This window comes from Streptomyces colonosanans (assembly GCF_001866645.1).
GTDB classification, from domain to species: Bacteria; Actinomycetota; Actinomycetes; order Streptomycetales; family Streptomycetaceae; genus Streptomyces; species Streptomyces colonosanans.
The window spans coordinates 1-20,905 of record NZ_MLYP01000019.1; the positions used below are offsets into that span (position 1 = coordinate 1).

Here is a 20,905-nt window from a genome sequence, read left to right on the forward strand (position 1 = left end):
CGGAAGCCCTCGTACTGGACGTACTTGGGCTTTCGGTCGGTGCGGCGAGTGGGGGTACCCCCTGCTCGAAGAGCTTGGGGGAGGCGTGCCGGGCGTCGCGACGGGGCAAACGTTGCCTGTTGCGGCACTAGCGCCCCGGCAGGCAGGGGGCAGCAGTGCCCCCTGCCTCAGTCCAGCGTCTGCTCCAGCAGCGCCGCCCACTGCGCCACCACCGGCTGCCGGCGGCCGGCGTCGTCGGTGAGGAGGTTCGCCAGGCCCAGGCCGCGGGCCATGTCCAGCAGGCCCTGGACCGTCTCGCGCACGCCCGGCCGGGACTCGTCGGCGCCGAGGAGGTCGACGGCGATGCGATGGGTCTCGCGGCCGACGCGGGCCTCCAGTTCCGTCACCCGCGGGCGCAGCTGGTCCTCGTTCGAGGCGGCGACCCACAGATGCAGGGCCGCGCGGAACAACGGCCCGGTGTAGAGGTCGACGAGGGCCGCGACGACCGCCCGGCGGTCGGCGGCGCCCCGCGGGAACAGCGCCCGTATCGCCGTGGAGCGCTCCTCGGCGACATACTCGACGGCCGCTGTGAACAGGTCCTCGCGGGTGGGGAAGTGGTGTTGGGCGGCGCCCCGGGAGACCCCGGCGCGTTCGGCGACGACCGAGACCGTGGAGCCCGCCCAGCCGTGTTCGGCGAGGCAGGCCACGGCGGCCTCCAGGAGCCGCTGCCGGGTCGCCCGGCTGCGGTCCTGCTTGGGAACGCGTTCGACCGTGCTCACACCACCCATGCGGGGTCCCGTCGTTCGAGGAAGGCCGTCATCCCCTCGCGGGCCTGCGGGGAGGAGAACAGCCGGGCCGAGAGCGCGGTCAGGCCGGCCGCGTCCCGGTCGAAGGTCTCCAGCACAGTAGCGGTGAGCAGTCGTTTGGTCTCGGCCAGCCCCTGGGGTGAGGCCCGGCGCAGCCCGTCGAGCACGGGCGCGAGCACCGCGTCGACGTCGTCGTCCGCGGCCGTGAGCAGCCCGGTGCGTACGGCCTCGGCGGCGTCGAAGCGCTCACCGGTGAGGTAGTAGCGGGCGAGGGCGCGGGGGTCGGTACGCGGCAGCAGGGGCAGGGAGATGACGGCGGGGGCGACACCGATGCGTACCTCCGTGAAGGCGAAGGTGGCGTCGGTGGAGGCGGCGGCGAGGTCACAGGCGCCCAGCAGGCCGAGACCGCCCGCCCGCACATGCCCCCGCACCCGGGCGACGACGGGCTTGGGCAGCTCGACGATCTGCCGCAGCAGCCCCACCAGTGCTTCCGGGTCCGGGGGATCCCGCAGGTCGGCGCCCGCGCAGAAGGTGTTCCCGGTGTGGGTGAGGACGACGGCGCGGGTGTCGCGGTCCGTGGCGCAGCGGGTCAACGCGTCGGCGAGGCCGGTGACGAGCGTGGCCGACAGGGCGTTGCGGTTGCCGGGCGAGTCGAGGGTGAGGGTGGTGATGCCGCGGTCGTGCGCGGTGTGTACGAGGCCGGTCATGGCCGTGCCCTGAGCTGTCGGCGGAGGATCTTCCCGGAGGCGGCCCGCGGCACCCCGTCGGTGAAGGTGACGTTCCGGATGCGCTTGTAGGGGGAGACGCGTTCGGCGACGTACCTCATGACCTCCCCTTCGTCGAGGTCGTCCGCGTCCGGCCCCCGCACCACGAAGGCGTGCGGGACCTCGCTGTGGTCGTCGTCGTAGACGCCGATGACGGCGGCGTCCGCGATCTGCGGGTGGGTCAGCAGGAGGGCCTCCAGTTCGGCGGGGGCCACCTGGAAGCCCTTGTACTTGATGAGTTCCTTGACGCGGTCGACGACGAACAGCCAGCCGTCGGCGTCGATGCGGCCGACGTCCCCGGTGCGCAGCCAGCCGTCCTGGTCGATCAGCACGTCGGTCGCCTCGGGCCGTCCCAGGTAGCCCTTCATCACCTGGGGGCCGCGGATGGCGATCTCGCCGGTCTCGCCGACGCCGAGGTCCTTGCCTGGGTCGTCGAGGGAGAGGATGCGCATCTCGGTGCCCGCGATGAGCCTGCCGACGGTCCCCGGGGGCGGGTTCTGGGCGCCCAGGGGGACGACGTGCGAGCCGGGCGACAGTTCCGTCATGCCGTAGGCCTGGCCGACCGGTGGCAGCCCGAGCCGCCGTGAACAGGCCGCCGCCAGTTCGGCGTCCAGGGGTGCGGCGGCCGAGGTGATGTGCTGCAGGGACGACAGGTCGTACCCGTCGACGGCGGGATGCTTGGCGAGGGCGAGGACGATCGGCGGGGCGACGTACAGCCTGGTGATGCGGTGCTTCTCGACGGCGGCCAGGAACGTCTCCAGGTCGAAGCGGGGCAGCACGACGACCGTGGCGCCCTGCCTGAGGGGCGCGTTCATCAGGGCGGTCAGCCCGTAGATATGGAAGAACGGCAGGACGGCGAGGATACGTTCGCCGGGGCCGGCCGGCACCAGGGGTTCGAGCTGGGCGAGGTTCGTGGCGATCGAGCGGTGGGTGAGCATCACACCCTTGGGAGTGCCCGTGGTCCCCGACGAATACGGGAGGGCCGCGATGTCCTGAGCGGGGTCGATGCCGACCTCGGGTCCGGGCGCGGTCGTGGCCAGCATGTCGAGCAGGGAGCGGTGACCGGGCGCTCTGTCGCACACGAAGATCTCCCGTATGCCGCCCGCGCTTTCGGCGGCCGTACGCGCCGCCTCCAGGAACGGTGACACGGTGACGATCCAGCGGGCGTCCGAGTCGCGCAGCTGCCGCGCGATCTCGTCCGCCGTGGCGAGCGGGTGCACGGTCGTGACCGACGCGCCCGCACGCGTGGCACCGTAGAACGCGATCGGGTAGGCGATCGTGTTGGGGCTGTGCAGGGCGAGCACGTCGCCCTTGCGCACGCCCGCCTCGGCGAAGGCGGCGGCCAGCCCCCGGTGGAACCGGTCGAGTTGCGTGTACGTGAGGGTGGTGCCGTCCACCCCGTCGATCAGGGCGGGCAGCTCACCGAACTCGGCGGCCCGGCCCAGGACCGCCTCGTGGATGGGGCGTTCGACGGCCGGGACGTCTGCGTACTGGCTTCGGAACACGGTTCCTCCTCGTACGACTCGCTACGGCTGCGGTGCGGTTGCCGAGGTCAGTAGGACTTCGGCAGGCCCAGGGTCTGGTGGGAGACGTAGTTGAGGATCATCTCCCGGCTCACCGGCGCGATACGGGCCACGCGCGAGGCCGTGATGAGGGAGGCGAGCCCGAACTCCCGGGTGAGGCCGTTGCCGCCGAGGGTGTGCACGGCCTGGTCCACGGCCTTCACACAGGCCTCTCCGGCGGTGTACTTGGCCATGTTGGCGGCCTCCCCGGCGGCGATGTCGTCCCCGGAGTCGTACAGGCAGGCGGCCTTCTGCATCATCAGGCGGGCCAGTTCGAGGTCGATGTGGGCCTGTGCGAGAGGGTGCGCGATCGCCTGGTGGGCGCCGATGGGCTGCTTGAAGACGGTACGGTCGCGCGCGTACTCGACGGCCCGGGACAGCGCGTAGCGGCCCATGCCGATCGCGAAGGCGGCGGTCATCACGCGCTCGGGGTTGAGGCCGGCGAACAGCTGGAGCAGCCCCGCGTCCTCGTCGCCGACGAGCGCGTCGGCGGGCAGCCGCACCCCGTCCAGGGTCAGCTCGAACTGCTTCTCCGCACCGGCCAGTTCCATGTCGATCTGCCGCCGCCCGAAGCCGGGTGTGTCCCGGGGGACGACGAACAGGCAGGGCTTGAGCCTCCCGGTGCGGGCGTCCTCGGTGCGGCCGACGATCAGGGTCGCGTCGGCGATGTCGACACCGGAGATGAACACCTTGCGGCCGCTCAGGATCCAGCAGTCGCCGTCCCGGCGGGCGGTGGTGGTGATGCGGTGGGAGTTGGAGCCGGCGTCGGGTTCGGTGATGCCGAAGGCCATGGTGCGGGTGCCGTCCGCGAGGCCCGGCAGCCACCGCTGTTTCTGTGCGGGCGTGCCGAAGCGGGCGATGACCGTACCGCAGATCGCCGGTGACACGACGAGCATGAGAAGAGGACAGCCTGCGGCCCCCAACTCCTCCAGAACCATGGACAGTTCGGCAATGCCGCCGCCTCCGCCTCCGTACTCCTCGGGCAGGTTCACCCCGAGGTAGCCCAACTTGGCTGCTTCGGCCCAGAGTTCGGTGGGGTGGCGGTTCTCGGCGATGACCGAGGTGAGGTAGTTGCGGCCGTAGCGCTTGCCGAGTGCGGCCACGGCCGAGCGGAGAGCCTGGTGTTCGTCGGTCTCGATGACGGGGCTCATGTCGGTCTCCCGGGTTCGAGTGGTCTGTGATCGCTCGCGCGGCCGACCCGCGTGGCGAAGGGGGTGCGCGTTGCTACTCGGGGCTGTGCACCACTGCCAGCAGGGCCCCCACCTCGACCTGTCGGCCGGGGGTGGCGTGCAGGGCCGTCAACGTCCCGGCGGCGGGCGCCGTGATCGTGTGCTCCATCTTCATCGCCTCCAGCCACAGCAGGGGCTCTCCGGCCCGTACGGCGGCTCCGACGGCAAGGCCCTCCGCCACCCGTACGACCGTTCCCGGCATCGGTGCGAGCAGAGAGCCCGGGGCGTGGTCGGCGGTGGGTTCGGGGAAGCGGGGCAGGGCGGTGAGGGCGGTCGGCCCGACGTGGACCCGGTCGCCATATCGAGCCACCTCGAACCTCCGTTGCACGCCGTCGACTTCGAGGACGACGAGGCGCGCTTCGGCGTGCACCACGCGCACCCCGTCCGCCGCCAGGCCCGTACGGGTGTGCCGGTAGCGGACCTCGCGCTCCTCGCCCGCCATGAGGTACCGCCTGATCTGCGGCTGGGAGGGCAGGTTGCGCCAGCCGCCGAACCGCGACCGGCCGTGCGCGTCGGCGAGGGCGGCGGCCAGGGGTGCGTACGGGTCGGGGGCGGGTTCGGTCAGCTCGGACAGGTGGCGGTCGTAGAAGCCGGTGTCCATCCGGGCCGTCGTGAACTCCTCGTGGTGCAGGGACCGTACGAGCAGGTCCCGGTTGGTCACCGGGCCATGGATCCGGGCCCGCTCCAGGGCGGCGGCCAGCCTGCGGACCGCCTCGGCGCGGGTCGGGGCGTGGGCGACGGCCTTGGCGATCAGGGGGTCGTAGTGGACGCCGATCGTGTCGCCGTCCGCGTACCCGGCGTCCACACGGACATCCGGTACGGCGAGGCGGTGCAGTGTGCCGGTCTGCGGAGCCCAGTCGCGCGCCGGGTCCTCGGCGTAGAGCCGGGCCTCGATCGCGTGGCCCCGCGCGCGGGGAGGCTCGTCGTCCAGGGCCGCACCCTCCGCCACCCGGATCTGGAGGGCCACCAGGTCGATCCCGAACACCGCTTCCGTGACCGGGTGTTCCACCTGCAGCCGGGTGTTCATCTCCAGGAAGTGGGCGCGGCCGTCCGCGACCAGGAACTCCACCGTGCCGGCGCCCACGTAGTCGACGGCACGGGCGGCCCGTACGGCCATCGCGCCCAGGGAGGCGGTGAGTTCGGCCGTCAGGTCCGGCGCCGGGGCCTCCTCGATCACCTTCTGGTGGCGGCGCTGGAGGGAGCAGTCGCGGGTGCCGAGCGCCCACACCGTGCCGTGTGTGTCGGCGAGGATCTGCACCTCGATGTGGCGACCGCCCTCCACATACGGCTCGACGAAGACCTCGTCGTCACCGAAGGCGCTGAGCGCCTCGGCGCGCGCGGCGGTCAGTTCGGCGTCCAGGGCGGCCAGCTCCCTGACGATCCGCATCCCGCGTCCGCCACCGCCCGCCGCCGCCTTGACCAGCACGGGCAGGTCGTCGGCCGTGACGGTGGCCAGCGGCTCCAGGCCCATCAGCTTCTTCGCGCGGGTCTTGGAGGCCATCGCCTCGATCGCCTCCGGTGGCGGCCCGATCCACACCAGGCCCGCCTCCCGCACGGCACGCGCGAAGTCGGCGTTCTCGGACAGGAAGCCGTACCCGGGGTGCACGGCGTCGGCGCCGGCGGCCAGGGCCGCCCGCACGATCGGGTCGCCGCGCAGATAGGTGTCCGCGGGGGCCGCCCCCGGCAGTCGTACCGCCGCATCGGCCATGCGCGCGTGGAGCGCGTTCCCGTCGGCGTCCGAGTGCACGGCGACGGTGCGGATGCCCAGCTCGCGGCAGGTGCGGACAATGCGGCAGGCGATCTCGCCGCGGTTCGCCACCAGAACGGTAGTAATCACGGGCCTCACATCCGGAAGACGCCGAACCCGCCACGCACGCCCTCGTAGGGCGCGGTGTGGATCGCGGACAGGCACAGGCCGAGGACGGTGCGGGTGTCGCGCGGGTCGATGACCCCGTCGTCGTACAGCCGCCCGGACAGGAACATCGGCAGGGACTCGGACTCGATCTGCTGCTCCACCATGGCGCGCAGGGCGGCGTCCGCGTCCTCGTCGTAGGACTGCCCCTTCGCGGCCGCCGACTGGCGGGCGACGATCGAGAGGACGCCGGCGAGCTGTTGCGGTCCCATGACGGCCGATTTGGCGCTGGGCCAGGCGAACAGGAAGCGCGGGTCGTATGCTCGCCCGCACATGCCGTAGTGCCCGGCCCCGTACGAGGCGCCCATGAGCACGGACAGGTGCGGGACCCGGCTGTTGGACACCGCGTTGATCATCATCGCGCCGTGCTTGATGATGCCGCCCTGTTCGTACCTGCTGCCGACCATGTAGCCGGTGGTGTTGTGCAGGAACAGCAGCGGGATGTCGCGTTGGTTGGCGAGCTGGATGAACTGCGCGGCCTTCTGGGACTCCTCGCTGAAGAGCACCCCGCGGGCGTTGGCCAAAACCCCGACCGGATAGCCGTGCAGGGTGGCCCAACCGGTGCACAGGCTCGTCCCGTACAGCGGCTTGAACTCGTCGAAGTCGGAGGCGTCGACGATGCGGGAGATGACCTCGCGCGGGTCGAAGGGCACCTTCAGGTCGCCGGGGACGATCCCGAGGAGTTCCTCCTCGTCGTACAAGGGCGGGACCGCCTGGCCCGGATCGGCGTACGCCTTGCGGTGGTTGAGGCGGGCGACCACCCGTCGCGCCTGGCGCAGGGCGTCCTGTTCGTCGGCGGCGAAGTAGTCCGCGAGGCCCGACACGCGCGCGTGCATCTCGGCGCCGCCGAGGGATTCGTCGTCGCTCTCCTCGCCGGTGGCCATCTTCACCAGGGGCGGTCCGCCGAGGAAGACCTTGGCCCGCTCTTTGACCATGATCACGTGGTCGGACATGCCGGGGACGTAGGCGCCTCCGGCCGTCGAGTTCCCGAAGACGACCGCGACGGTGGGGATCCCGGCGGCGGACAGCCGTGTGAGGTCGCGGAAGATGGCCCCGCCCGGGATGAAGATCTCCTTCTGGGACGGCAGATCGGCGCCGCCCGACTCGACGAGGCTGATGCACGGCAGCCGGTTGGCGAGCGCGATGTCGTTGGCGCGCAGGGCCTTCTTCAGGCTCCACGGGTTGCTGGCGCCGCCCCGCACCGTCGGGTCGTTGGCGGTGATCAGGCACTCGACACCCTCGACGACACCGATGCCGGTGACGAGGGAGGCGCCGACCGTGTAGTCGCTGCCCCAGGCGGCGAGCGGGGACAGTTCCAGGAAGGGCGTGTCGGGGTCGAGGAGGAGTTCGATGCGCTCGCGGGCGAGCAGCTTGCCGCGCTTGCGGTGCCGTGCGACGTACTTCTCACCGCCGCCCGCCAGCGCCTTGGCGTGCTCGGCGTCCAGTGCGGCGAGTTCGGCGAGCATGGCGTCGCGGTTCTCCCGGTAGCCGGGGTCGTCGACGTCCACGGACGTGGAGAGGACCGTCACGGGCGGGCCTCCGGGATCTCGGACGTGCGGGCTGCGGTCGACAGGAGGGCCTCCGGTATCTCCAGGTGGCGGGCGCGCAGCCATTCGCCGAGGCCCTTGGCCTGCGGGTCGAAGCGGGCCCCAGCGGCGACGCCCTCGCCGAGGATGCCTTCGACGACGAAGTTCAGGGCGCGCAGGTTCGGCAGGACATGGCGTACGACGGTCAGGCCGGCGGTCTCCGGCAGCAGTTCCCGCAGACGCTCGACGGTGAGGGCGTGGGCGAGCCAGCGCCAGGCGTCGTCCGTACGCACCCAGACCCCGACGTTGGCGTTCCCGCCCTTGTCCCCGCTGCGGGCGCCGGCGACGAGACCGAGGGGGGCACGCCGGGTGGGTCCCGCGGGCAGGGGGCGGGGCAGGGGCGGCTCCGGCAGGTCCTCCAGTACGAGGGTGCCGGGGGCCGAGGGCACGGGGATCCGTCGCCCGTTGTGGAGTACCGCCCGATGGTCCACGGTGTCACGGTCGACCTGGACCGCTTCGAAGACCCCGTACGGCACGCCCTTGCCCGGTGGGGCGAGCAGATGGAAGCCGGGGTAGCTGGCCAGCGCCAGCTCGACCGCGGCTCCGCTGAGCGCCCGGCCCACCGGCTCCTGGGCCCGGTCGCGTACGACCAGCCGGAGCAGGGCGCTCGCGGTCTCCTCGGTCGGCGCGTCGGGGTGGTCGGTGCGGGCCAGCTCCCAGCGCACGTCCGCGGGGCGAGACTCGGCCGCATCCAGGGCCGCCTCCAGCTGGGCCCGGACGAGTGCGGCCTTGGCGTCGATGTCCAGCCCGGTCAGCACGAAGGCGACCTCGTTGCGGAAGCCGCCGAGGCGGCTGAGACCGGCCTTGAGGGCCGGGGGCGGCGCCTCGCCGCGCACGCCCTCGATCCGCACCCGGTCGGACCCCTCCTCGGTGAGATGGACCGTGTCCAGGCGGGCGGTGACGTCGGGGCCCGCGTACCGGGCACCGGTCGTCTCGTACAGGAGCTGCGCGGTGACCGTGCCGATGTCCACGACACCGCCGGTGCCGTCGTGCTTGGTGATGACGCTGCTGCCGTCGTCGTGGAGTTCGGCCAGCGGGAAGCCGGGGCGGGCCCGCAGCCCGGGCGGGTGCTCGGTGAAGAACGCGTAGTTGCCGCCGGTGGCCTGCGTCCCGCACTCCAGGACGTGCCCGGCGACCACCGCGCCCGCCAGCCGGTCGTAGTCCTCGGCTTCCCAGCCGAAGTGGGCGGCGGCGGGTCCGGTGACGAGCGCGGCGTCCGTCACCCGCCCGGTGACCACGATGTCGGCGCCCTCGCGCAGGCAGAGCGCGATGCCGTGGCCGCCGAGATAGGCATGGGCGGCAAGGGCCCCCGGGTTGAGGACGGTGAGGTCGTCGCCCTCCACATGGGCCACACGGACGGGAATCCCCAGGCGGTCGGCCAACTCCCGTACCGCGTCGGCCAGTCCGGCCGGGTTGAGCCCCCCGGCGTTCGTCACGATCCGCACGCCCCGCTCGTGGGCGAGGCCCAGGCACTCCTCCAGCTGGGCCAGGAAGGTGCGCGCGTACCCGCCGGCGGGGTTCTTCAGGCGGTCACGGCCGAGGATGAGCATCGTCAGTTCGGCGAGGTAGTCGCCGGTGAGGACGTCGAGGGGGCCGCCGGTGAGCATCTCGCGCAGCGCGTCGAAGCGGTCGCCGTAGAAGCCGGAGGCGTTGCCTATGCGGAGGGGCGCGCGCGGGGTCATCGCGCGCCTCCCTGCGGAGGCCTCCCCGCCCCCGGCAGGCCCGCGAAGGCCTGGGCGATGTCCAGCCAGCGGTCCGCGTCCGGTCCCTGGGCCCGCAGCGCGAGGTCGGCCCGGTTCGCACGCTGGGTGACCAACAGGCAGAAATCCAGGGCGGGGCCGGTCACCCGCTGGGCGGCGTCCCGCGGCCCGTACGTCCAGACGTCGTTCCCCGCGGGTGCGACCAGCTCGACCCGGAACTCCTCCGTGGGCGCGATCGCCCCCCGTACCCCGAAGGCGAAGTCACGCGCCCGGACCCCGATACGGGCCACATGCCGCAGCCGGTCGGTGGGGGTGCGCACCACACCGAGCGTGTCGGCGACGTCCTGCCCGTGCGCCCAGGTCTCCATCAGTCGTCCGGTGGCCATGGACGCGGCGGACATGGGCGGCCCGTACCAGGGGAAGCGGGTGCCGGAGGGCGCGGCGCGCAGCGCGCGGTCCAGGGCGGCGCGCCCCTCCCGCCACCCCGCGAGCAACTGGGCGGGCGGCAGCGCGGCCCCCTCCCGCGCGGCCTCGTCGACCCAGGTGCCGAGGGACGCGAGCGCCTTCTCCGCCTCCACCGCGAAGGCCTCCGCGTCGGTGACGGCCAGCAGGGCGCCCCGGTCCGTCCAGGCCAGGTGCGCGATCTGGTGGGCGATGGTCCAGCCCGGTGCGGGCGTGGCGAGCGCCCACCGGCCCTCCCCCAACTCGGCCACCAACCGGTCGAGTTCCTCACTCTCCCGGGCCAGATCGTCGATCACGGATGACGCGTCGGACACAATGCGCTCCCCTCGGGGCACGACGGTGTGCGTGGGAGCATGGCAGCAGACACAGAAACAAGCAAGCGTGCTTGCATTGATTTTCGGTCGTCGTCGGCCGGACCGTCGGGAGGCGGCTCCGGTGCGGCTTACGGCGGCCCTCACAGAACCGGCACGGCGCCCGCGGGAACCCCCGTGCGGTACGCGACCGGCGTGTACAGGCGCATCATGGGTTCACGCACCTGACTCAAGTCCACTACCGTGGACCGCCAGGTGCATCACACTGAACGAACCGAACCCTGAGTCCCCTGGAAGGCCCCGTGAACACCCCCAGCACCACCCCCTCCACCCCGGCCCCGGTCGCGACGGCGACGACCCCCTCGCCCGCAACGGGCGGTGGACCGAGCCGCCTGGGTTCCCTCGGGCCCGTGGGGCTGGTGCTCGCCGGAGGCGTCTCCGTGCAGTTCGGCGGGGCGCTCGCGGTGACCCTGATGCCGCGGGCCGGCGCGCTCGGCGTGGTGACGCTGCGGCTCGTCGTGGCGGCCGTCGTACTGCTCCTGGTCTGCCGGCCCCGGCTGCGCGGGCACTCGCGCACCGACTGGGGCACGGTCGTCGTCTTCGGTATCACCATGGGCGCGATGAACGGCCTCTTCTACGAGGCCGTGGCCCGCATTCCGCTGGGCCCCGCCGTCACCCTGGAAGTCCTCGGCCCGCTCGCCCTCTCCGTCCTCGCCTCTCGCCGTGCGATGAACCTCCTCTGGGCGGGCCTCGCCCTGGCCGGTGTCTTCCTGCTGGGCGGTGGGGGCTTCGACGACCTGGACCCGGTGGGCGTCGCCTTCGCGATCTCCGCGGGCGCGATGTGGGCGGCGTACATCGTCTTCAGTGCCCGTACGGGACGGCGTTTCCCGCAGGCCGACGGGCTCGCGTTGGCGATGGCGGTCGCGGCGGTGCTGTTCGTGCCGCTGGGAATCACCGAATCGGGCTCGAAGCTGCTCGTACCGGCGACGGTCGGGCTGGGCGCGGGGGTGGCGGTGCTCTCCTCGGTCCTCCCGTACACCCTGGAGCTCCTGGCCCTGCGCCGTATGCCCGCCTCCACCTTCGCAGTCCTGATGAGCCTGGAGCCGGCGCTCGCGTCGGCCGCGGGCTTCCTGATCCTCGGCCAGTCCCTGAGCGCGATCCAGGTGCTCGCCATCGCCCTGGTCATCGCGGCCAGCATGGGGGCGGTGCGGACGCAGGTGGGCCGGGGCCGGGCGAGGACGGCGGAACCGGAGGCATAGGGGGATCGTTCGCCGGTCCCCGAGCGCCAAGGGCGTGCCTCCTTCGGTGCCGCCACCTCGTCCGCGCGGGAGTTCACCGCGCCGGTCGCCCCTCCTTCCCCTCGTCCAGGCCTTCCGCCAGCACCTCCGCCAGGTGCCGCGCCCTCTGCCCCGCCAGTTGCTCCAGCTGGGTGCGGCAGGAGAAGCCGTCCGCCAGAACGACCGCGTCCTGCGGCGCCTCGCGCACATCCGGGAGCAGCCGGTCCTCCGCGCATGCCGTCGAGACCCCGTAGTGGCCCTTCTCGAAGCCGAAGTTGCCCGCGAGGCCGCAGCAGCCGCCGGTCAGCTCGCCGGTCAGGCCCGCCGCCGCGCGCAGTCGGCGGTCGGGTTCCTCGCCGAGTACCGCGTGCTGGTGGCAGTGGGTCTGGCCGACCGCCGGGCGGTCCACCCACGGCGGCGTCCAGTGCGGGGCGTACCGCTCCAGGGCCTCGGCGAACGTCACCACGGCCGCCGCCAGCCGAGCCGCGCGCGGATCGTCGTGCAGCAGTTCCGGCAGGTCCGTGCGGAGCGCGGCCGCACAGCTCGGTTCGAGGACGACCACCGGGAGACCGGCCGCCAGCACCGGTTCCATCAGGTCGAGCGTCCGGCGCTGAACGGCGCGGGCGCGGTCCAGCTGGCCCGTTGAGACGTACGTCAGGCCGCAGCAGACCCGGCCGCGGCGGGCCGCCGGCCACACACCGCCGTCCCGCCCCGCTCTCCTGACCGCCGTCGGCGGCAGGACCACCCCGAGCCCCGCCGCCTCCAGCACGCGTACGGCCGCCCTGCCCACGGACGGCGACAGGTGCTCCGTGAAGGTGTCGGGCCACACGACGACCCGCGAGCCGGCATTCCCTCGTCCCCGTCCGGCGGACTCCCGTCTCCACCACCGGGTGAACGTCTCCTCCGCCAGACGCGGAAGCTCCCGCTCGGGCGCGATCCCGCCCAGCCGCTTGCCGAGCGCCGCCAACGGCCCCACGGACGCCAAGGCGTTGACCACCGGCGCCGTGCGCGTGCGTGCGACCGCCCCCAGCCACACCGGCAGCCACCCCATCGCGTAGTGCGCGGCCGGACGAGACCGCCCCGCGTAGTGGTGGTGCAGGAACTCCGCCTTGTAGGTGGCCATGTCGACGCCGACCGGGCAGTCCGTGCGGCAGCCCTTGCAGGACAGGCACAGGTCGAGTGCGTCCCTGACCTCCGTCGACCGCCAGCCGTCGGTGATCACCTCGCCCGCCAGCATCTCGTGCAGCAGCCGGGCGCGCCCGCGCGTGGAGTGCTCCTCCTCGCCGGTCGCCCGGTACGACGGGCACATCACGCCCGCGCCGGACACCGTCGTCGTACGGCACTTGGCGACGCCCACGCAGCGTCGCACCGCCGCCGAGAAGTCGCCGCCGTCCGCCGGATAGCCGAAGGCGACGTCCACCGGTTCGCGCGGCAGCACCGCGAACCGCAGGTTCTCGTCCAGCCGGGCCGGGCGTACCAGCATCCCCGGGTTGAGCAGGCCGTCCGGGTCCCAGACGTCCTTGGCGCGTTCGAAGAGGGCGACCAGGTCCGGCCCGTACATCCTCGGCAGCAGTTCCGCCCGCGCCTGGCCGTCGCCGTGCTCCCCAGAGAGCGAGCCGCCGTGGGAGACGACCAGGTCCGCGAGGTCCTGTGAGAAGCGGCGAAAGCGGGCGATGCCCGCCTCGGTCAGCAGGTCGAAGTCGATACGGACGTGGATGCAGCCGTCCCCGAAGTGGCCGTACGGCGTGCCGCGCAGACCGTGGTCGGCGAGCAGCCGTCGGAAGTCCCGCAGATACTCGCCCAGCCGGGCCGGGGGCACCGCGCAGTCCTCCCAGCCCGGCCACGCCTCGCTGCCGTCCGACATCCGGGTCGCCGTACCGCTCGCGTCCTCGCGCAACCGCCACAGCGCACGCTGCCCGGCCGGGTCGGTGACCACCGCGGCGTCCGTCACGTCCGCCGCCCGGACGATCTCCTCCGCACGGGCGCGGGCCTCCGCCTCGCTCGCGCCGCCCGCCTCCACGAACAGCCACGCCCCGCCACGCGGCAACCCCGCCGACGACGGCACCAGGTCGGCGGCCATCCCCTCCACCGTCAGCGGGCCGTACGCAAGCAGTCCCGCCGCCGCCTGGGCCGCCGCGCTCTCGTCGGCGTACGCCAGCACGGCGAGCGCAGTCGCGCGGGGTGCCTCGACCAGGCCGACGACCGCCTCCGTCAGAACGCCCAGCGTGCCCTCGGAGCCGCAGAAGGCACGGGCCACATCCGCGCCCTTCTCCGGCAGCAGCGCGTCCAGCGCGTACCCGGAGATGCGGCGCGGGAGGGCGGGGTACCCCGTGCGCAGGAGCGCCAGCTCTCCCTCCACCAGGGTGCGCAGTCCGTCGGGGGCGCCCTGCCAGTGGCGGCCCAGGGTCAGCGCCTCGCCGCGCGCGGTGAGCACCGACAGCTCGCGCACGCTGTCCGCGGTGGTGCCCCAGGCCACCGAGTGGGAGCCGCAGGCGTTGTTGCCGATCATTCCGCCCAGCGTGCAGCGGGCGTGTGTGGAGGGGTCGGGGCCGAAGCGCAGGCCGTACGGGGCGGAGGCCTCCTGGAGGCGGTCCAGGACCACGCCCGGCTGCACCACCGCCGTGCGTGTCTCGGGGTCCAGGGACAGGATCCGGTTCATGTACCGGGTGAAGTCGAGCACCACGCCCGTGCCCGTCGCCTGCCCGGCGATCGACGTGCCGCCGCCGCGCGCGACGACCGGTACCCCGAGCGCACGGCACGCCTCCAGCGTGGCCGCCACGTCCTCCGCGTCCCGGGGGGCCACCACGCCGAGCGGCACGCGCCGGTAGTTGGAGGCGTCCATGGTGTGCAGCGCCCGGGAGGCGGCGCCGAAGTCCACGTCGCCCCGGACGGCACGGCGCAGTCGCGCCGCCGGCTCCGCCCCCTGCTCCGAACGATCTGTCATGACTCAAGCATGCATCCGACCACTGACAGTGACGAAGGCGGCGATGACCTCGTAGGTCCTCCTCTCTCCTCACAGATCCTTGTAGGTCCCCACAGGTCCACCGGGCGACGCGCGTCGTCTCATCCGACGGACAAGATCCCGGCCGGTTTCGCCGAGGGGATACGCTCCGGCTCGTGGCTGATATCCAGATTCCTGCTGACATCAAGCCCGCGGATGGTCGTTTCGGCGCGGGTCCCTCCAAGGTGCGGACGGAGGCGCTGAACGCCCTCGCCGCCACCGGTAGCTCCCTGCTCGGCACGTCCCACCGCCAGGCCCCGGTCAAGAACCTGGTCGGCAAGGTGCGCGAGGGTATCCGCGAGCTCTTCCAGCTCCCCGACGGCTACGAGGTCGTCCTCGGCAACGGCGGTTCCACCGCGTTCTGGGACATTGCGACCCACGGCCTGATCGAGAACAAGTCGCAGCACCTCACCTTCGGCGAGTTCTCCTCCAAGTTCGCCAAGGCCGCGAAGCTCGCCCCATGGCTGGCCGAGCCCACGGTCATCGCCAGCGACCCCGGCACGCACCCCGAGGCCGCGGCCGAGGCGGGCGTCGACGTCTACGCCTTCACGCACAACGAGACGTCGACGGGCGTGGCCATGCCCATCAAGCGGGTGCCCGGCGCCGACGAGGGCTCCCTGGTCCTGGTGGACGCCACCTCGGGCGCCGGCGGCCTCCCGGTCGACATCGCCGAGACGGACGTCTACTACTTCGCCCCGCAGAAGTCCTTCGCCTCCGACGGCGGCCTGTGGATCGGCGTGTTCTCCCCCGCCGCCATCGAGCGCGCCGAGCGCGTCCACGCCTCCGGCCGGCACATCCCGGAGTTCTTCAGCCTGCCGACGGCGATCGACAACTCCCGCAAGAACCAGACGTACAACACCCCGGCCCTGGCCACCCTGTTCCTCCTCAACGAGCAGCTGGAGTGGCTGAACGGCCAGGGCGGCCTCGCCTGGTCCACGGCCCGCACCAAGGACTCCTCGACCCGCCTGTACACCTGGGCGGAGGAGTCCAAGTACGCCACCCCGTTCGTTGCCGACCCGGCCAAGCGCTCCCAGGTCATCGGCACGATCGACTTCGCCGACGAGATCGACGCCGCCGCCGTCGCCAAGGCCCTGCGCACCAACGGCATCGTCGACACCGAGCCGTACCGCAAGCTCGGCCGCAACCAGCTGCGCATCGCGATGTTCCCGGCGATCGACCCGGCGGACGTCGAGGCGCTGACGAAGTGCATCGACTACGTGATCGAGAAGCTGTAGTCGTTTCGACCACGACGACGAAGGGCGCCCGGTGCTCACCGGGCGCCCTTCGCTGTTGCGTGCGATGCCTACGCGAACTGGCGGAGAAAGGCCTGCCCACTCTCGCGGGAGACGGTGAGGAGAGGGCCGTGCCGCTGCTTGCTGTCGCGGACGGCTCGGCCACCGGGAGCCGTGTCGGCGACCTCGGCACAGGCGTTCTCCTGCCCCGAGCACGAGGACTTCCACAAGTGGCTTACATCCTCGGTCACGATGTGCGTAACCGGCCAGGACGCCCGCGCTGAACCAGCCGGTACACCACCCCCGTCGACGCCGCCCGCCGGCACCGTCCTCCCCTCTGAGCCCCCGCCCGGGCGCGCGTGGCCGACCCCACGCTCCACGCGCACGCGCGATCGTCCATCATGAGCGGATGCTCAGGTTCATGCCCGTAGGTGACTCCATGACGATCGGCAGCGCGGGTGAACACACCTGGCGCTACCGACTGTGGCGGCACCTGTGCCAGGCGCACGACGGCCCGTTCACCCTCGTCGGCCCGCGCGACACGCTGTACGACAAGGTGGCGGACGCGCCGACGTCGTACGCCTACGCCGAGCCGGACTTCCCGCGCGCCCATCTGGCGGGCTGGGGCGAGGGCTGGATGCACATGGCGCCGCTGATCGCCGAGGCCGTGCGGAAGTCGCGGGCGGACGTGCTGCTGGTCTCGCTGGGTCTGATCGACCTGGGCTTCTACACGAACGCGGAGCAGACGGCGGAGAACGTACGGGCGTTCGTGACACAGGCGAGGTCGGCCGATCCGCGCATCCACATGGTGGTGCTGCCGGTGATCCCGAACATCCGGGCCGAGGCGGACGAGCTGTTCGCGGCGCAGGTGGCGCTCTTCAACGACCTCCTCGCAAAGACCGTCGCCGACCTCGACGAGCCCCGCTCCCCGCTGCTGCTGGCCTCGCCCCCGCCGTCGTACGACATCCACCGCGACACCTACGACGGCACACACCCGAACGCGAGCGGCGAACACAAGATCGCGGCGGCGTACGCGGAGGCGATGCACCAGGCATGGGGATTCGGACAGCCGTACGCGGCCGGAACAAGCTGACCGATCTCCGGCGTGACCTGGTCACCGTGCGTATCGTTGTACTGCGCGGCCACACTCGCGTGCGGCACCACGGAGAGCGCCGACCGCCACCCCCAACTCGCCCTGCACGCAGAGCAGGAGGCAGCGGTCCACATGCAGATTTGTTACTTCACCATGCGAAAGCTTCGGGGGACGGTCCCGGCCCCGGGAAGATCTCGTCGAGAGCCGCAAGAAGCTCCGCGCCCAGGTCCAGGTCGAGGGCGCGCAGCGCCGAGTCAAGCTGCTCCTGCGTGCGCGGGCCGACGATCGGTCCTGTCACGCCGGGACGGGTGAGCAGCCAGGCCAGGGCGGCCTCGCCCGGTTCGATGCCGTGCTTGTCGAGCAGGTTCTCGTACGCCTGGATCTGCTCGCGCGTGCGGGCGTCCTTGAGGGCGTCGGCGGCCCGTCCACTCGCCCGGCGCCCCTCCGTGGCCTCCTTCTTGAGGACTCCGCCGAGCAGCCCGCCGTGCAGCGGCGACCACGGGATGACGCCGAGGCCGTAGTCCTGCGCGGCAGGGATGACCTCCATCTCGGCGCGGCGCTCGGCGAGGTTGTACAGGCACTGCTCGCTGACGAGCCCGACCCGGCCGTGTGTCTTCGCGATCTCGTTTGCCTGGGCGATCTTGTAACCGGGGAAGTTCGAGGAACCGGCGTACAGGATCTTCCCTTGTTGGATCAGGACGTCGATCGCCTGCCATATCTCCTCGAACGGCGTCGACCGGTCGATGTGATGGAACTGGTAGACGTCGATGTAGTCGGTCTGGAGCCGCTTGAGGGAAGCGTCCACGGCGCGGCGGATGTTCACGGCGCTGAGCCGGTCATGGTTGGGCCAGGCCGGTCCGTCGGCGCCCATGTTCCCGTAGACCTTGGTGGCCAGGACCGCCTTGTCACGACGCCCGCCGCCCTTGGCGAACCAGGTACCGACGATCTCCTCGGTGCGCCCCTTGTTCTCGCCCCACCCGTACACATTTGCAGTGTCAACGAAATTCAGCCCCGCATCGAGCGCCGCATCCATGATGGTGTGGCTGGTGGCTTCATCCGTCTGAGGCCCGAAGTTCATCGTGCCGAGCACGATGCGACTGACCTTGAGTCCGGTACGTCCCAGCTGCGTGTATTCCATGGACGCCAAGCGAACCCCTTCGAGTCCACTCCGCGCAAGACGTCCGGCGGGCGGCGGGTACGCCTGCCTCAGGCGCCCTCGCCGATGTGCCGGTACAGCGTGGCGCGTGAGACGCCCTGGGCCCTGGCGATGGCGTTGACGCTCTCGCCCTTGGCCCGTCTGGCGCGGGCGACCGTGACTATGTCGTCGTTCATGACAGCGGGCGACGACCTGGCAGGCAGCTTACAAAGGCCGAGAGGGCCCCGGCGCAGGGCCACCTCACTCTCTCTCACCCCTCGTCAGTCTTTGCTGCGGACCGCCGCCATGTTGCGTACACGCTGCTTGAAGTCCATCGGGATCAGAACCTGAACCCGTCCGACGGGGTGCTGCCACATCCCGTCATGGCCTTCGGCGGACATGAGTTGCGCGACGGTCATCCCCCGGAGCGGCTCGGCGTGGATGACGGCCTTGACCCCTGCGGCGCGAAGCTCCTTGCCCTTTTCGTGCTGGGTCGACAACGTGCTCCACCGTTCCCGGTAGGTCTCTCCTGTCGGGATCTCCTCCCAGGTGTCCGGGCGCGTGGGCTGCGCGATGAGCTGTTCGCGTCGCGCGTCCAACCGCTTGTACGCCTCCCGGTACTCCTGCTTGCCCAGCTCACTGGAGTAGAGGCCCGCCTCGCGGTCCTCTCTCAGGTCCGACAGGGCGCGGTTCACTTCCTCAATGTCGCGCGTGTAGTCCACGCCCGGCCGGAAGACCTTCCGGACGATCTCGACGTCCCCGGCAGCGAGGAGGAACGCCTTTCCCACGGCGTCCTCCAGCGTGTGCGCCGCGATGCCCTTGCTTCCGGTCGGACACGGCTTGTGCGTGGTACGGGAGGCGCAGCGGTAGTAGGGCCAGTTACGGCCAGGGCCGAGATACGCCGGCTCCCCACATGTGCAGAACGCGACCCGGAGCAAGGGCGACCCACCCTTGCGGTTGCCGTTGCGCTTGCTGGTGTTCTCGTCCAGCTTCTTGTTGGCCAGCTCCCACTCCTCGTGCGTGATCAGAGGCTCCGCGCGCTGAAGGGGCTGACCGTCCGCGTCCCGGACGACCCGGCGTCGTGTCGTCTTCTTCCCGTCGACCATCACCTCCTCGGACACCTCCATCTGCCCCAGGATGCAGCGGGAACGTACGACCTTGGCCGTGTTCGCGGCGGTCCAGCGGCTGCCCTTCGGGGTCTTGCCGCTACGGATCATCTGGGCGTCGAGTGACGTCGGGGTCTTCGACACGTCCTCGTTGAGCCACTGCGCGATGCTGTTCGCCGACTCGCCTGTGAGGAGACGGCGGACGATCTCACGGAGCGTGCCGGCAGTGTCGGTCCCGTAGTCGTCCGGGACGAGCTTCCATCCGTCGCCGGTCTCCTGTTTCTCCTCCCGGTAGCCGTACGGAGTGCGGCCGCCGCGCCAGCGCCCCTCCTTCACGAGGTGGTTGTACGAGGACTTGGCCCGCGCCTTGATGGCTTCGAGCTCCCCTTCCGCGAAGGACGCGATCAGGCTGAGGAGGAGCTTCCCCATCTGCGTGTTGAGGTTGATCCCGTCCTCGACGGTCGCGACCTCCTTGCCGTTCTTCTCGCACCACTCCAGGAGGGTGTGCACGTGGAGCACGCGCCGCGAGAGACGGTCGATCTTCAGCACGCAGATGATGTCGTACTCGTCGGCGCGCGACTCCTCCACCGCGATCCGGTGCTCGATCGCACTGACCTCCTTCCCGACGGTCGAGGGAAGCCACTTGCCGAACTCCGGACGCTTCCACGGCTCGACCCCGCCGGACACGTCGATGTCCTCGACCCACCCCACGACGACGTGCCCCTCCTGATCGGCCCATCGCTGGATGGACCGACGCTGACGCTCCGGCGATGTGGTCTCGTCCGACACCCTCGACAGACGGACCACACCCAGAACTCTCGCCATGCTCGTTCTCCCTCTCCCCTGTGTAACGCATCGCGCACAAGGTTGGATACCGCCAACGTGTACGGCTGGGACGAGAACAAGGGCCGTACCGAGAGCAACATCGGCAACTGGTTCGCCAAGGGTGGCGACCGGCGCGACAAGGTCGTGCTCGCCACCAAGGTGTACGCCAACATGGCCCCGCACGGCGACGCCTGGCCCAACCACGACAAGCTCTCCGCGGTCAACATCCGACGGGCGGTCGACGCCAGTCTCAAGCGGCTGCGGACCGACCACATCGACCTGTACCAGTTCCACCACATCGACCGGAGCACTCCCTTCGAGGAGATCTGGCAGGCCATCGACGTACTGGTGCAGCAGGGGAAGATCCTCTACGCGGGCTCCAGCAACTTCCCCGGGTACAAGATCGCCCAGGCCAATGAGACCGCCGCCAGGCGCGGCTCCTACGGGCTCGTCAGCGAGCAGTGCCTCTACAACCTGGCCGAGCGCCGTGCCGAGATGGAGGTCATCCCGGCCGCGCGCGACTACGGGCTCGGCGTGATCCCTTGGTCGCCCTTGCACGGTGGGCTGCTGGGCGGGGTCATCAAGAAGGAGGTCGAGGGCGCGCGCCGGACGTCCGGGCGGGCCGCCGAGGCGCTCACCGACCCCGCCTTCCGCACACAGATCCAGGCCTACGAAGACCTGCTCGACAAGCACCGGCTCCACCCCGGCGAGACCGCCCTCGCCTGGCTGCTGACCCGCCCCGGCGTCACCGGCCCCATCGTCGGCCCGCGCACCGCGGAGCAACTGGAGTCGGCGCTCCGCGCGGTCGAGTTGGAGCTTTCGGAGGAGGTCCTGGCCTCCCTCGAAGAGATCTTCCCGGGACCGGGCCCCTCGCCGGAGGCCTTCGCCTGGTAGCCGGCCAGGGGTGTGCGCCGCCTTAGGAGCG

The 20,905-nt window shown here is 71.7% G+C and carries 17 protein-coding genes; 4 read left to right on the forward strand and 13 right to left on the reverse strand.

What is annotated here, in order from left to right; translation table 11 throughout:
• Positions 1-167: 167 nt before the first annotated feature.
• From BIV24_RS07705 to BIV24_RS07740, 8 genes are all read right to left on the reverse strand, one after another.
• A complete protein-coding gene (locus BIV24_RS07705; RefSeq protein ID WP_071365433.1) occupies positions 168-767 on the reverse strand; it encodes a TetR/AcrR family transcriptional regulator in 600 nt (199 codons plus the stop codon).
• Entirely contained in the window at positions 755-1,492 is a 738-nt protein-coding gene (locus BIV24_RS07710; RefSeq protein WP_071365434.1) for an enoyl-CoA hydratase family protein, read from the reverse strand. The genes BIV24_RS07705 and BIV24_RS07710 overlap by 13 nt, the downstream gene beginning before the upstream one ends.
• On the reverse strand, positions 1,489-3,054 hold the full coding sequence (locus BIV24_RS07715) for a 4-coumarate--CoA ligase family protein (protein ID WP_071365435.1): 1,566 nt from the start codon (positions 3,052-3,054) through the stop codon (positions 1,489-1,491). Before BIV24_RS07715 ends, BIV24_RS07710 begins: the two co-directional genes overlap by 4 nt.
• A gap of 47 nt (positions 3,055-3,101) precedes the next feature.
• Positions 3,102-4,262: an acyl-CoA dehydrogenase family protein gene (locus BIV24_RS07720; protein ID WP_071365436.1), complete on the reverse strand. Its 1,161-nt coding sequence runs from the start codon at positions 4,260-4,262 to the stop codon at positions 3,102-3,104.
• A gap of 73 nt (positions 4,263-4,335) precedes the next feature.
• Positions 4,336-6,177 (reverse strand): ATP-binding protein, encoded by a 1,842-nt coding sequence (locus tag BIV24_RS07725; protein WP_071365437.1) that lies wholly within the window; start codon positions 6,175-6,177, stop codon positions 4,336-4,338.
• Positions 6,178-6,182: 5 nt separating this feature from the next.
• Entirely contained in the window at positions 6,183-7,781 is a 1,599-nt protein-coding gene (locus tag BIV24_RS07730; RefSeq protein WP_071365438.1) for an acyl-CoA carboxylase subunit beta, read from the reverse strand.
• Positions 7,778-9,520 carry an acyclic terpene utilization AtuA family protein gene (locus BIV24_RS07735; RefSeq protein ID WP_079168070.1) on the reverse strand — a complete coding sequence of 581 codons (1,743 nt, stop codon included), beginning with the start codon at positions 9,518-9,520 and terminating at the stop codon, positions 7,778-7,780. Before BIV24_RS07735 ends, BIV24_RS07730 begins: the two co-directional genes overlap by 4 nt.
• The gene (locus tag BIV24_RS07740; RefSeq protein WP_071365440.1) at positions 9,517-10,314 is read right to left on the reverse strand and encodes a TIGR03084 family metal-binding protein; all 798 of its coding nucleotides are present in this window, start codon (positions 10,312-10,314) and stop codon (positions 9,517-9,519) included. Before BIV24_RS07740 ends, BIV24_RS07735 begins: the two co-directional genes overlap by 4 nt.
• 299 nt (positions 10,315-10,613) lie before the next feature.
• On the opposite strand from BIV24_RS07740, the gene BIV24_RS07745 reads away from it, so the two are divergent.
• Entirely contained in the window at positions 10,614-11,570 is a 957-nt protein-coding gene (locus BIV24_RS07745) for an EamA family transporter (RefSeq protein WP_071365441.1), read from the forward strand.
• A 73-nt stretch (positions 11,571-11,643) separates the two neighbouring features.
• Here the strand turns inward: BIV24_RS07745 and BIV24_RS07750 are convergent, their stop codons facing one another.
• Positions 11,644-14,532: an FAD-binding and (Fe-S)-binding domain-containing protein gene (locus BIV24_RS07750; RefSeq protein ID WP_071365442.1), complete on the reverse strand. Its 2,889-nt coding sequence runs from the start codon at positions 14,530-14,532 to the stop codon at positions 11,644-11,646.
• 173 nt (positions 14,533-14,705) lie between these two features.
• On the opposite strand from BIV24_RS07750, the gene serC reads away from it, so the two are divergent.
• Positions 14,706-15,824: a phosphoserine transaminase gene (gene serC / locus BIV24_RS07755; protein ID WP_071365443.1), complete on the forward strand. Its 1,119-nt coding sequence runs from the start codon at positions 14,706-14,708 to the stop codon at positions 15,822-15,824.
• Positions 15,825-15,892: 68 nt separating this feature from the next.
• On the opposite strand, the gene BIV24_RS07760 is transcribed toward serC, so the two are convergent.
• A complete protein-coding gene (locus BIV24_RS07760; protein WP_071365462.1) occupies positions 15,893-16,072 on the reverse strand; it encodes a DUF397 domain-containing protein in 180 nt (59 codons plus the stop codon).
• Positions 16,073-16,230: 158 nt separating this feature from the next.
• Between BIV24_RS07760 and BIV24_RS07765 the strand changes: the two genes are divergently transcribed.
• Positions 16,231-16,914 (forward strand): GDSL-type esterase/lipase family protein, encoded by a 684-nt coding sequence (locus tag BIV24_RS07765; protein WP_071365444.1) that lies wholly within the window; start codon positions 16,231-16,233, stop codon positions 16,912-16,914.
• A gap of 148 nt (positions 16,915-17,062) precedes the next feature.
• On the opposite strand, the gene BIV24_RS07770 is transcribed toward BIV24_RS07765, so the two are convergent.
• From BIV24_RS07770 to BIV24_RS07775, 3 genes are all read right to left on the reverse strand, one after another.
• Positions 17,063-18,052, reverse strand: a complete 990-nt coding sequence (locus BIV24_RS07770; protein WP_071365445.1) for an aldo/keto reductase — start codon at positions 18,050-18,052, stop codon at positions 17,063-17,065.
• Between the two features lie 68 nt (positions 18,053-18,120).
• On the reverse strand, positions 18,121-18,246 hold the full coding sequence (locus tag BIV24_RS31390) for a helix-turn-helix domain-containing protein (protein WP_079168071.1): 126 nt from the start codon (positions 18,244-18,246) through the stop codon (positions 18,121-18,123).
• A gap of 84 nt (positions 18,247-18,330) precedes the next feature.
• Positions 18,331-19,980: a recombinase family protein gene (locus BIV24_RS07775; protein ID WP_071365446.1), complete on the reverse strand. Its 1,650-nt coding sequence runs from the start codon at positions 19,978-19,980 to the stop codon at positions 18,331-18,333.
• Here BIV24_RS07775 and BIV24_RS07780 point away from each other — a divergent pair.
• Positions 19,882-20,874 carry an aldo/keto reductase gene (locus BIV24_RS07780; protein ID WP_079168075.1) on the forward strand — a complete coding sequence of 331 codons (993 nt, stop codon included), beginning with the start codon at positions 19,882-19,884 and terminating at the stop codon, positions 20,872-20,874. The two genes, BIV24_RS07775 and BIV24_RS07780, sit on opposite strands and share 99 nt — an antisense overlap.
• The last annotated feature ends 31 nt before the right edge of the window (positions 20,875-20,905 follow it).